This window comes from Gordonia sp. 852002-10350_SCH5691597 (assembly GCF_001665715.1).
GTDB lineage: Bacteria > Actinomycetota > Actinomycetes > Mycobacteriales > Mycobacteriaceae > Gordonia > Gordonia sputi.
Genome location: NZ_LZMO01000090.1, coordinates 16,252 through 28,850, shown reverse-complemented (window position 1 = coordinate 28,850; position 12,599 = coordinate 16,252). Strand labels below are relative to the sequence as shown.

Annotated in this window: 9 protein-coding genes; 6 read left to right on the top strand and 3 right to left on the bottom strand. The window is 65.1% G+C overall.

What is annotated here, in order from left to right; all coding sequences use genetic code 11:
* Nucleotides 1-33 precede the first annotated feature (33 nt).
* Nucleotides 34-1,512, top strand: a complete 1,479-nt coding sequence (gene ahcY, locus A5777_RS06535) for an adenosylhomocysteinase (protein ID WP_064862050.1) — start codon at nt 34-36, stop codon at nt 1,510-1,512.
* 128 nt (nt 1,513-1,640) lie between these two features.
* Here the strand turns inward: ahcY and A5777_RS06530 are convergent, their stop codons facing one another.
* The gene (locus tag A5777_RS06530; protein WP_064862049.1) at nt 1,641-2,603 is read right to left on the bottom strand and encodes a hypothetical protein; all 963 of its coding nucleotides are present in this window, start codon (nt 2,601-2,603) and stop codon (nt 1,641-1,643) included.
* A gap of 126 nt (nt 2,604-2,729) precedes the next feature.
* Nucleotides 2,730-3,380, bottom strand: coding sequence for a dTMP kinase (locus tag A5777_RS06525; protein WP_064862048.1), 651 nt, complete (start codon nt 3,378-3,380; stop codon nt 2,730-2,732).
* Nucleotides 3,381-3,476: 96 nt separating this feature from the next.
* Between A5777_RS06525 and mtrA the strand changes: the two genes are divergently transcribed.
* The 3 genes from mtrA to lpqB are packed head-to-tail and all read left to right on the top strand — an operon-like array spanning nt 3,477 to nt 7,653.
* A complete protein-coding gene (gene mtrA, locus A5777_RS06520; protein WP_005170551.1) occupies nt 3,477-4,154 on the top strand; it encodes an MtrAB system response regulator MtrA in 678 nt (225 codons plus the stop codon).
* The gene (gene mtrB / locus A5777_RS06515; RefSeq protein WP_064862047.1) at nt 4,151-5,893 is read left to right on the top strand and encodes an MtrAB system histidine kinase MtrB; all 1,743 of its coding nucleotides are present in this window, start codon (nt 4,151-4,153) and stop codon (nt 5,891-5,893) included. Before mtrA ends, mtrB begins: the two co-directional genes overlap by 4 nt.
* Nucleotides 5,890-7,653: an MtrAB system accessory lipoprotein LpqB gene (gene lpqB / locus A5777_RS06510; protein ID WP_064862046.1), complete on the top strand. Its 1,764-nt coding sequence runs from the start codon at nt 5,890-5,892 to the stop codon at nt 7,651-7,653. The genes mtrB and lpqB overlap by 4 nt, the downstream gene beginning before the upstream one ends.
* Before the next feature lie 34 nt (nt 7,654-7,687).
* Here the strand turns inward: lpqB and A5777_RS06505 are convergent, their stop codons facing one another.
* Nucleotides 7,688-8,383, bottom strand: a complete 696-nt coding sequence (locus tag A5777_RS06505) for a ComF family protein (RefSeq protein ID WP_064862045.1) — start codon at nt 8,381-8,383, stop codon at nt 7,688-7,690.
* A 436-nt stretch (nt 8,384-8,819) separates the two neighbouring features.
* Here A5777_RS06505 and hpf point away from each other — a divergent pair, with 436 nt between their 5' ends.
* Both hpf and secA read left to right on the top strand, forming a co-directional pair.
* The gene (gene hpf, locus A5777_RS06500; protein WP_064862044.1) at nt 8,820-9,587 is read left to right on the top strand and encodes a ribosome hibernation-promoting factor, HPF/YfiA family; all 768 of its coding nucleotides are present in this window, start codon (nt 8,820-8,822) and stop codon (nt 9,585-9,587) included.
* Between the two features lie 134 nt (nt 9,588-9,721).
* Nucleotides 9,722-12,583 (top strand): preprotein translocase subunit SecA, encoded by a 2,862-nt coding sequence (gene secA, locus A5777_RS06495; protein WP_064862043.1) that lies wholly within the window; start codon nt 9,722-9,724, stop codon nt 12,581-12,583.
* Nucleotides 12,584-12,599: the final 16 nt, after the last annotated feature.

Below are 12,599 nucleotides of genomic sequence, written 5' to 3'. Positions count from 1 at the left end.
GGTGACATGCGATTTCACGGACAAGGGGAAGACATGACCATGGTGCAGAGCGAGGCACCTCAGGTGGACACCAAGAACGGCATCGACTACAAGGTCGCCGACCTGTCGCTTGCCGAGTTCGGTCGCAAGGAGATCGGACTCGCCGAGCACGAAATGCCAGGCCTGATGTCGCTGCGTCGCGAATACGCTGACGTCGCGCCGCTGAAGGGTGCGCGTATCTCCGGTTCGCTGCACATGACCGTGCAGACCGCGGTACTGATCGAGACTCTCGTCGCACTCGGCGCGCAGGTGCGGTGGGCGTCGTGCAACATCTTCTCCACCCAGGACCATGCCGCGGCCGCGATCGTCGTCGGCCCGCACGGCACCGTCGACGAGCCGAAGGGTGTTCCGGTCTTCGCGTGGAAGGGCGAGACTCTCGAGGAGTACTGGTGGGCGGCCGAGCAGATGCTCACCTGGCCCAATCCCGACGAGCCCGCGAACATGATTCTCGACGACGGCGGCGACGCCACCATGCTTGTGCTGCGCGGTGCGCAGTTCGAGCAGGCGGGTGTCGTCCCTCCTGCGGACGACGACGATTCTGCCGAGTACAAGGTGTTCCTCGAGCTGCTGCGCACCACGTTTGCCGAGGACAAGACCAAGTGGACGAAGATTGCCGAGTCGGTCAAGGGCGTCACCGAGGAGACAACCACGGGCGTGCTGCGGCTCTACCAGTTCGCTGCTGCCGGTGAACTCTCGTTCCCCGCGATCAACGTCAACGACTCGGTCACCAAGAGCAAGTTCGACAACAAGTACGGCACGCGCCACTCGCTGATCGACGGCATCAACCGCGGCACCGACGTGCTCATCGGCGGCAAGAAGGTGCTGATCTGCGGCTACGGAGACGTCGGCAAGGGTTGCGCAGAGTCGCTCGCAGGCCAGGGCGCTCGCGTGCAGGTCACCGAGATCGATCCGATCAACGCGCTGCAGGCGCTCATGGACGGATTCGACGTCGTCACCGTCGAGCAGGCGATCGGCGACGCCGACATCGTCGTCACCTCGACGGGCAACAAGGACATCATCCTGCTCGAGCACATGAAGCAGATGAAGAATCAGGCCATTCTCGGCAACATCGGTCACTTCGACAACGAGATCGACATGGCGGGTCTGGAGAACTCCGGTGCGACCCGTATCAACATCAAGCCGCAGGTCGATCAGTGGGTCTTCGGCGACGGCAAGTCGATTCTCGTCCTCAGTGAGGGGCGTCTGCTCAACCTCGGCAACGCGACCGGACACCCGTCGTTCGTGATGAGCAACAGCTTCTCCAACCAGGTCATCGCGCAGATCGAGCTGTGGACCAAGAACGACGAGTACGACAACGAGGTCTACCGGTTGCCCAAGCACCTCGACGAGAAGGTCGCGAAGATCCACGTCGAAGCACTCGGTGGCACTCTGACCAAGCTCACCAAGGAGCAGGCGGAGTACATCAACGTCGACGTCGAGGGGCCGTACAAGCCCGAGCACTACCGCTACTGATCTACCCGCTGCTGATCCTCGCGCTGTCCGATGGATCAGAGCGGAGGCAGACGATAACGAGCCGGGGGCGTCGACGACAACTGTCGTGGACGCCCCCGACTCGTTCGGTGAGCGATTACTCTCGCGCTCTACGTGCTGTAGGAGGGCTGAGCGTTGGGGCAGAAGTACCAGGTGCCCTGCTCGTTGCTGAAGGTCGCCTTGTCGGTCTTGGTCTGGGTGGCCCGATCGCCGTCGGTCACGTGGGTCTCGACGAGCGACTGCGCGACGTCGCCGGTGACCTGTACTTCAGACATGCCGTCGAGAATCACCATGCCCCGGCCCTGCGGTGCTCGAATCCGGTCGCGTAGTCCGGTGCAGGTGGCGGACTTGATCTGATCCACGTTCCCGGTGTTGTAGGCGTCGATGTAGCGCTGCATCGCTGCACGAACCTCTACGGCCTGGGTGCCATCTGCGGGGGCGTCGGCAGAGTCGCCGTCCTGGCTGCCATCTGCGGGGGCGTCGGCAGAGTCGCCGTCCTGGCTGCCCTGAGTACCTTCACCACCCTGATCGGAGTCGTCGGGCGCAGCCTGGCTGGGCGACGCCGCCGCAACCGTCGGTGTCGCACTGTCGCCGCCCGAGGTGAGAGCCACAACGAGCACCACACCGAGTGCAAGGATCACGACGACGCCCGCTGCGATTCCTGCGATCAGGCCACGGTGCGGCGTCGACTTGGCGGTTTGCATATGCGCGAACGGTGAATCCCAGCCGGACGGCGGAACGGGCTGCTGCGCCAGCGGCCCCTGTGGTCCCCCCGGATACGGCTGGGCTCCCAGGTACCGCGCGGCTCCCGGGTACTGCGCGGCTCCCGGGTACTGGGGAGCCCCTGAGTAGGGCTGGACGCCTGGGTACGGTTGCAGCCCCGGCGCCGGAGCGGCTCCCGGTGGCGTCGTCTGAGGGAACGGCGCAGGCGCGGAGGGCGGTGCCGCCCACGGATTGCCGTCGACGTAGGCGGGTGAAGGCTGATCCGGTGACTGCTGGCCCGATGAATGCTGCGTGGTCGGGTACTGCCCCTGCGGCGGTGTGCCGCGTCCCGGTGTGGGCGGGTAGGTCATGAAGCTCCTTGGCAGATGGTGTCATCGTCGACGTTATCGAAGAGGCGAGCGGCTGCCCCAGTTCCGTCATTCATAACGCCGTCGTTCACGCGCGCAGGAATTCGTGGGCGAGGATCGCGGGTGCAGTCATTCGTGCATCAGACGCGCAACAAGGCCCGCGGGTTCCACCGATTCGGGAGATTCTGTGCCGACCTCGATCCACGGCGACGCCCAGCTCTCCGCGGCGAGCTGTCGGTAGACGGAGTCGACGCGCATCTGCAGGTCGTCGTCGCGTTCGTATGCGTCACGTGGCCGTGACGGATCGGTTGCCGCGCGAGAGCGTGCGCGCTCCATCGCGACGGTTGCGGGCACTCCGAGCAGTAGGTGCTGGTCGGGGACGGGAACGTCGAATCTGCCGAACTCGAGGTCGGCGACCCAGCGCACGATGCCTCCGGATGCGTCCTGCCGTAGCCGTCCTGCGCTGTAGGCCGCATTCGACGCGACGTATCTGTCGAGGATCACAACGTCGGATTCGATGAGTGACGCGCGAATCTGTGCTGCGGCGTCGGCGCGGTCGAGTGCGAAGAGCAGCGCCATGGCGTTGACGCTCTCACGCAGATCGCCGTGCTCACCGTGTAATGCCTCCGACGCGACGTCGGCGAAAATAGATGAGCCATATCGCGGGAACGTGAAAGTCGACACCGACGCGCCGCGTCGGGTCAACTCGTCAACCACGCCGGTGACCAGCGTGTTCTTTCCGGCGCCGTCCAACCCCTCCACTGCGATGAGCACTCCCACGATCGAATGGTAGGCGCCGAGGCGATGAGAAGGCGCCAGCCCGCCTCGGCGCGTCAATCACGACGGTTCGATCACGGAAGTGTCACCATTGGAGTCATGAAGCCTCGCATCCTCGTTGTGGACGACGACGCCGCGCTCGCCGAAATGCTGACGATTGTGTTGCGTGGTGAAGGTTTCGAACCCTTCGTCGTCTCCGACGGAACACAGGCGTTGACTGCGGTTCGAGAGGTTCGTCCTGACCTCGTCCTCCTCGACCTCATGCTCCCCGGGATGAACGGGATCGACGTGTGTCGGGTGTTGCGGGCCGATTCCGGTGTACCCATCGTGATGCTGACAGCGAAGTCCGACACCGTCGACGTCGTGCTCGGGCTCGAGTCGGGTGCCGACGATTACATGGTCAAGCCGTTCAAGCCGAAAGAACTCGTGGCGCGGGTGCGTGCGCGGCTGCGTCGCAATGACGAAGAGCCTGCCGAGTTGCTGTCGATCGGGCCGGTGGAGATCGATGTGCCCGCACACAAGGTCACCCGTGACGGCGTGCCCATCTCGCTGACACCGCTCGAGTTCGATCTCCTCGTTGCGCTCGCCCGCAAACCGCGGCAGGTCTTCACGCGCGACGTGCTTCTCGAGCAGGTGTGGGGATACCGGCATCCGGCGGACACTAGACTCGTCAACGTGCATGTCCAGCGTCTACGCGCCAAGGTCGAGACCGACCCGGAGAATCCCGAGGTCGTCCTGACGGTGAGGGGGGTCGGCTACAAGGCCGGCCCGCCGTGATCGGTCGTTCCCGACGTCGCGTCAACAGCACTCTCGGTCGGTTCACCCGCGCGGCAGGCGGCGTCGGCCGGACATTCGGCCGCATGTGGCGGCGTTCGCTCCAGTTGCGTGTCGTCGTGTCGACGCTCGCGTTGTCGTTCGTCGTGCTCCTCATCCTCGGGTTCGTGCTGATGAGTCAGATCACCGATCGGCTTCTCGAGGTCAAGTTGGGTGCCGCGACCGAAGAGGTCGAGCGTGCGCGCGTCGCCGTCGAACGTGACCTTGCGAGCGGCGACGGCAACACGTCCGTGCAGAACCGGCTGCGGCAGACGAGGTCGTTGCTGACCGACCGCGACGTCGACACCAGCCAGACGTCAGGATCTGTCGGCACCTTCGACAGCGTGCTCATCGTGCCGCGATCAGGCAGTGATGGTTCACAGTTCGGCGTCGGCCCGATCTCGGAGATACCGCGCAACCTGCGTGACATGGTGCAGGGCGGACAGGTTGCCTATCAGTACACGCGCGTGGCCGATGGTTCAGGCGGATCGATTCCCGCGCTGGTCATCGGCACACCGACCAACTCGTCGGTTCCCGGACTCGAGCTCTATCTGGTGTTTCCGCTGACCACCGAACAGAACACGGTCGACCTGGTGCGTGGCACCCTGCTCGCCGGAGGCGTTGTGCTACTCGGCTTGCTCGCGGCCATCGCATGGTTGGTATCCCGGCAGGCCGTCATGCCTGTGCGGTCGGCGTCGAGAATTGCCGTGCGCTTCGCCGATGGGCGCCTCAAGGAACGAATGCCTGTGCGCGGCGAGGATGACATGGCCCGCTTGGCGATGTCGTTCAACGACATGGCCGAGAGCCTGTCCAAGCAGATCACCCACCTCGAGGAGTTCGGTGGTCTGCAGCGACAGTTCACCTCCGATGTCAGCCATGAACTCCGTACACCGCTCACGACGGTCCGCATGGCCAGCGATGTCCTCTACGAGGGCCGCGACGACCTCGACCCCGTGCGTAAACGATCCGTCGAGCTGCTCGACAAAGAACTCGATCGCTTCGAGACGTTGCTCAACGAGCTCCTCGAGATCTCCCGACACGACGCCGGAATGGCTGAACTCGCCGCCGAACGGATGGACATGGCCATACCGATCGACGGAGCGCTCGCGACGGTCTCGCACCTCGCCTCCGACACGGGAACCGAGATCATCCTCGATCTACCGGCCGAACCCGTCATCGCCGAGATCGACCCGCGTCGTGTGGAACGTATTCTGCGCAATCTGCTCGCGAACGCCATCGACCATGGCGAACGCAAACCCATCACGCTCACCATGCGCTCCGACGGCGACGCCGTTGCGATCACGGTGCGCGACCAGGGCATCGGGCTGCGCCCCGGTGAAGAAAAGCTGGTGTTCAACCGCTTCTGGCGGTCGGATCCGTCGAGGTTCCGTCGGTCGGGTGGCACCGGGCTCGGTCTTGCGATCAGCATCGAGGACGCCCGGCTGCACCAGGGGCGTCTCGACGCATGGGGCGAGCCCGGCAAGGGAGCGTGCTTCCGACTGACCATTCCGCTGATTCGCGGTCACAAGGTTCTCGGTAGCCCGTTGCCACTCAAACCGGTTGGTCAGCCGGTCCGCAGTTTGCCCGCGAAGTCGTCGACGAAGACGGTTGTTACGCGACTCGACGACCCCGGCACCTCTGACGCCGTTGGCGGGGACGACACTGCCGACAGGGCCGACGCGAGCGACGGGGAGCAACGGTGATCGCGCGCGTGGGCGGCCGGACGTCACGACGATTCGTCGCGCTGATCGGGCTGCTCGTGACGGCGATCGTGCTCGCCGCATGCGGCGGCGTACCCGAGAGTTCGTCGCCTCAGCCAATCGAATCCTTCAAGCGCGAGGGACCGACGAACGCGGTTCCGGTTCCGCAGTCCGACATGGACCCCGAAGCGCTGGTGCGTGCATTTCTTGAAGCCACGGCGTCGCCGACGGATGGGCATGCGGCCGCCCGGCGATTTCTGACGGCACCGTCGTCGCAGCAGTGGGACGAGCGTGGCGACGCCATCATCCTCGACGAGATCAACACGTTCGTCGATCAGCGCAGCCAGAACTCGGTGCGCATGCGTCTCGTCGGCGACAACGTCGGAGTACTCAAGTCCAACGGACAACTGCTGCCCGCCAGCGGGCGGGTCGAGACCACGATCAGCCTTGTCCGCGTGGGGGAGCAGTGGCTGATCGACGGCCCGCTGCCCAACGGCGCGATGATCGACAGGAGTCGGTTCGTCGCGACATACCGTTCGGTGTCGTTGTACTTCACCGATCGCACCCATCAGCACCTGGTTTCGGACCCGCGGTGGTTGTACGGCAACCAGGACGCAGACCCGACGGTCCTGCTCACCAGGCTGATCGCGGGCCCGGCAGAAGACCTCGAAGCCGGCGTCGACAACGGCTTCCCGACCGGATCGTCGCTGCGCGGACAGGCTGCGCAGATCTCCGGCGGCGGCGTCCGCATCGAACTGACCGGTCTCGGAACCCTCGGGGTGCGTGACCGGACATCGCTTGCCGCGCAGATCATCTGGACGCTCAACGCCGCGGACATCGGCGGACCGTATGTGATCAACGCAGACGGCGCGCCGCTGGTCCCGGAGCGCAGCGCCGGGTGGCAGCCCGCCGACGTCAAGGCGTTCGACCCGCTCGCAACGCCCACCACCGATGTCGGGCTCAACATCGTGCGCGACGGCGCGCTGCTCAAGGTCACCGACACGGGGACGACGCCGTCGGGTGGATCGCTGGGTACCAGCCGCGACGTTCGCTCCGCGTCGATTTCGGCGGACGGCGACGAGGTGACGGCGGTCGTCGCAGCCCGCGGCGAACCCGGCCTGCAACTGGTGTCGGGGGCTTATGGCGGTGAGGTCTCGCCGCTCACCTCGGGGACCTCGATCACGCGACCGTCGTTTTCGGGAAGCCATGGGAACGACACCGTGTGGGCGGTCGTCGACGGCAAGCCAGTTCGCGTTGTGCGTGATTCCCAGAACTCCAGCCAGATCGTTTCGACGGTCGACGCGGGGTCGATCGCGCCGATTGCGCGCGGCCCGATCACCGAATTGCAGGTGTCGCCCGACGGTGTCCGTGTCGCACTCATCGTCGGCGGACAGGTGTTGCTCGCCGTCATCGCCACCAACGAGGACGGCCAGGTGACCCTGTCCAACCCACGAATCGCCGCGTACAACGTCGGCAATCAAGCCGTGTCGCTGGCGTGGGCGACGTCGACGACTCTCATGGTCGCCCGCGACGCCTCCGATTCGCCGGTGGTCCAGTTGCCGATCAACGGCGCTCCCGCATCCGGTCTGATCAGCGGAAACGTGGCACCACCGGTTCGCGCGGTCACCGCGGATGCCAGCAACGTCTACATCGGCGACCAACGCGGGATACTCCGACTCGGCAGCACCAACGGGCAGCCCGACCAGTATTGGACTGAGGTCGAGCCCGCGATGTCGCCGACGGCGATCCCCGTGCTTCCCTGACCCACGTACGTCTGCCCCGAGCCTCGGACGTCTGTCATGCGCCGGCGATGACGGCGACGAGGTCGACGCGTACGCCGTGTTCAGCGAGCACGCGGACCGATTCTGCTGCTGTCGCGCCGGTGGTCATCACGTCGTCGACCAGCACCGTCGCCGTGTGGGGTGAACAGTCGGCCCGCGTCGGCGGTGACCGGATGCCGACGCGCTGCGCGAGGTTTCGACGCCGCGCCCTGGCGTCGAGTCCTGCGGAGTCGAGTCCTCCGGGGCGGATGGTCAGCAACGGACGCACCGACGTGCGTTGCCCGAGTTCATCGGCTGCGCAGGCGGCGATGGCTGTGACGGTGTCGCCGCCGCGTCGCCGTGCCGCGAGTGCCCGCGTCGGAGCGGGAACGAGGGCCAGCCGCGATGCGGGTGGGATCTCGCCCCAGCGGCTCAGCGTGCGCAGTGCGTCGCCCAAGGCGTGCCCCAAAGGGGCGGCGAGATCGCGTCGGCCGTGTTCCTTGAGCTCGATCACCGCCTTGCGATGTGGACCGCGATAGCGCCCGAGCGCCCACACCCCGACACCGACCGGGACCCTGGGTGAGAGCATCACGGGAGCGTCGGCGAGATACGCTGCGCAGCGTGCACACCAGCGCGGTCCCGGAGCATCGCACCCGCCACAGGTCACCGGGATCATGAGGTCGACGCCGGCGCGTGCGATCGCGCGGACGTGCCGTCGGGCGATTCCTGACATGGCCCCGAGCCTGCACGCTCGGGCAAAGGATACCCGTGATGCGCCTGCGATCCGACGCACAACTGTGGATTCATGTGAGCCTGTGGATACCTGCCGAGCGGGCACCGTTGGGTCGTTGGTCCCGTATTCGAATCAACGTGGCGACGAGCCGTCATATCGATGGCTAACAGGCAAACTTCCGACTACGGTCGAGGGTGCAGAAGGTAGCCGAGTCCCGGTACGGGAGGTGAAGCCCCTGACAGTGGTTGTCAACCGCCGGTTGGCATGAATGAGTCGCCATTTCCTGACCTCAGTTGCCGCGAATCGTCTGGTGCTTCACGTAAGTCACAGCGGGTTCTCCTTGCGCACAACGGCTTTCGGGTTCTAAGAACCTCGATGGGTTCTGTAGATCTTTCGACGAGGTCGGGTGGTGGTAGCACACCCAGGAGGTAGTCGAATGTCGCAAGTCGTCCATCGCAAGGGTCGGCGTGAACCAAAGGTCGGTGTCACCACCGACGAGTACGACGCAGAATTCGCTTTTGTGCGGCCCCCCGGAACAGTCGAGTCCGACGAGCCGGCCGAACCGAACGCCACGGTCGTCTTCGCCGGGCGAAATGTCGAGATACCCGAGCACTACCAGATCTACGTCCGCGACAAGCTCGCGCGACTCGAGAGGTTCGACCTCAACGTCTATCGATTCGACGTCGAACTCAATCACGAACGCAATCCGCGGCAGTCCAAGGCGTGCCAGCAGGTGGAGATCACGGCCACCGGCAAGGGGCCTGTCGTCCGCGCGCAGGCATGCGCGGAAAACTTCTACGCCGCGCTCGAGGCCACTCTCGACAAGCTCGAGTCCCGATTGCGTCGGGTGAAAGACCGCAGACGCGTGCACTACGGCAACCGTCGGCCGCTCTCGGTGGCCGAGGCGACCGAGGTGGGGGCGCCGCCACTGCGAGTCGACCAACTCACCGTCGACGAGCTTTCCGGCGACCCCAGATCCGTCGACGGTGCACAAACCTGGGACGACGGCGTCGATGACCACACACCAGGACAGATCGTCCGCGTGAAGGAACACCCAGCCGTCCCGATGACCGTCGACGACGCCCTCTACGAAATGGAACTGGTCGGACACGATTTCTTCCTGTTCCACGACAAGGAAACCGATCAGGCTTCGGTGGTCTACCGCCGCCACGCCTTCGATTACGGACTGATCCGGCTCGTCTGATCGGCAGCCACGGGGCACCGATCAGGCTCCCTTCAGGCGACGTCGGTACCATGGAATACGGCCTGCGTTCATGCACTCGCATGCACAGGCCGTATTTCGTGAGTAGTCGACATGAGTAAGGGACTCGATCCACGGTGCTGAACAAGCTACTGCGCGTCGGCGAAGGCCGCATGGTCAAGCGACTCGATGCGATCGCATCGCACGTCGAGGCGTTGGAAGACGAGATCGCATCGCTGTCCGACGACGAACTGCGGGCCAAGACCGGCGAGTTCAAGGATCGGATCGCCAAGGGCGAGACACTCGACGAAGTGCTGCCCGAGGCCTTCGCGGTCGCTCGCGAGGCCGCATGGCGTGTTCTCGACCAGAAGCACTTCCACGTGCAGATCATGGGTGGCGCAGCCCTGCACTACGGCAACATCGCCGAGATGAAGACCGGAGAGGGCAAGACCCTTACCTGTGTGTTGCCCGCCTACCTCAATGCGCTGTCCGGCGACGGCGTGCATGTCGTCACTGTCAACGACTACCTGGCAAAGCGCGACTCCGAGTGGATGGGACGCGTCCACCGCTTCCTCGGTCTCGAGACCGCGGTGATCTTGACCGGGATGACTCCCGAGCAGCGCAAGGTCGCCTACGCCGCCGACATCACCTACGGCACCAACAACGAGTTCGGCTTCGACTACCTGCGCGACAACATGGCGCACGCACTCGAGGATCTCGTGCAGCGTGGCCACAACTTCGCCGTCGTCGACGAGGTCGACTCGATCCTGGTCGACGAAGCCAGGACACCGCTGATCATCTCGGGTCCCGCCGAGGGATCGAGCAAGTGGTACACCGAGTTCGCACGCATCGCGCCGCTGCTCGAGCGTGACGTCCACTACGAGGTCGACATCAAGAAGAAGACGATTGGCGTGCACGAGGCGGGCGTCGAATTCGTCGAGGATCAGCTCGGCATCGACAACCTCTACGAGGCCGCCAACTCGCCGCTGGTCAGCTATCTGAACAACGCGATCAAGGTCAAGGAACTCTTCCACCGCGACAAGGACTACATCGTCCGCAACGGTGAGGTGCTGATCGTCGACGAGTTCACCGGTCGCGTGCTCGACGGCCGTCGCTTCAACGAGGGTCTGCACCAGGCCATCGAGGCCAAAGAGGGCGTTGAGATCAAGGCCGAGAACCAGACACTCGCCACGATCACGCTCCAGAACTACTTCCGCTTGTACGACAAGCTCTCCGGAATGACGGGTACCGCAGAGACCGAGGCCGCGGAGTTCGACCAGATCTACAAGCTCGGCGTACTGCCGATCCCGACCAACAAGCCGATGATCCGCAAGGATCAGGGCGATCTGATCTACAAGACCGAAGAGGCGAAGTTCGCCGCCGTCGTCGACGACATCACCGAACGTCACCAGGCCGGTCAGCCCGTCCTGATCGGTACGACCAGCGTCGAACGGTCGGAGTATCTGTCGCGTCAGCTCGCCAAGCGCGACATTCCGCACACCGTGCTCAACGCCAAGTTCCACGAGCAGGAAGCGCAGATCGTCGCGGAGGCCGGCCGGCCCGGGGCGGTCACGGTCGCCACCAACATGGCCGGTCGTGGTACGGACGTCGTGCTCGGCGGCAACCCGGACATCATCGCCGACACCCGCCTACGGAAAGCCGGACTCGATCCGGTCAACACCCCCGACGAGTACGAGGCCGCGTGGGAAGAAGCGATCACCCTCGCGCGTCGGGAAGCCGCGGAGGAAGCCGAAGCGGTGCGTGATGCGGGCGGTCTGTACGTACTCGGTACCGAGCGCCACGAATCCCGTCGCATCGACAACCAGCTGCGCGGACGTTCGGGGCGTCAGGGTGATCCGGGCGAGTCGCGGTTCTACCTCTCGCTCGGCGATGAGCTCATGCGACGCTTCAACGGCGCGGCGCTGGAGACCATCATGAACCGCGTCAACCTGCCAGACGACGTCCCGATCGAGGCGAAGATGGTCACGAAGGCCATCCGCAGCGCACAGACCCAGGTTGAGCAGCAGAACTTCGAGGTCCGCAAGAACGTCCTCAAGTACGACGAGGTGATGAACGAGCAGCGCAAGGTCATCTACGCCGAGCGTCGCACCATTCTCGAGGGAACCGAGCATCGCGAGCAGATCATGCAGATGATCGCCGAGGTCGTCGGAGCGTATGTCGACGGCGCAACCGCGGAGGGCTACGCCGAGGACTGGGACATCGACGAGCTGTGGACCGCCCTGCGCGCGCTCTATCCGATCGAGCTGGACCCACGAGAAGTGGTGGGCGAGAACGAGTTCGGTGAGCGTGACGACATCTCGGCCGACGAGCTGAAAGAGATCCTCGTCGATGACGCGCAGAAGGCGTACGAGAAGCGCGAGGAGGAGATCACCGCGATCGGCGGCGAGGACGCCATGCGGCAGCTCGAACGCACGATCCTGCTCAGTGTTCTCGACCGCAAGTGGCGCGATCACCTCTACGAGATGGACTACCTCCGCGAGGGCATCCACCTGCGCTCCATGGCGCAGCGTGACCCGGTGGTCGAGTACCAGCGCGAGGGCTACGACATGTTCGTCGGGATGCTCGAAGGCCTCAAGGAGGAGACCCTCCAGTATCTGTACAACGTGCAGGTGCAGGCCGAGCCCGCTCCCACTGTCACACCGGCTTCCGCTGCGGCGACTGCCGCCGCGGCCGCCGCACGCCAGCCCGCGATGGCGGGTGCGGCGTCGTCGGGCAACGGGGCATCGCAGAATGGCGCGTCTGGCAACAGCGAGGCCCCGGCCGCATTGCGTGCTGTCGGCGTCGACGCCGAGTCCGACGTCCCGATGACGTACTCCGGGCCCGATGAGGACGGTGGCACGTCCGTGCACTCGGAGGAAGAGGAACTCGACGATCCGGCACTCGTGGCCGCGTCGCGTCGGGAGCGTCGGGCCGCCGCGCGTGCCAGCGGAAAACGTGACGGCGCGAAGCCGCCGAAGTCCAAGCGACGTCGACGCTGAAAATTCTCTGACGTTC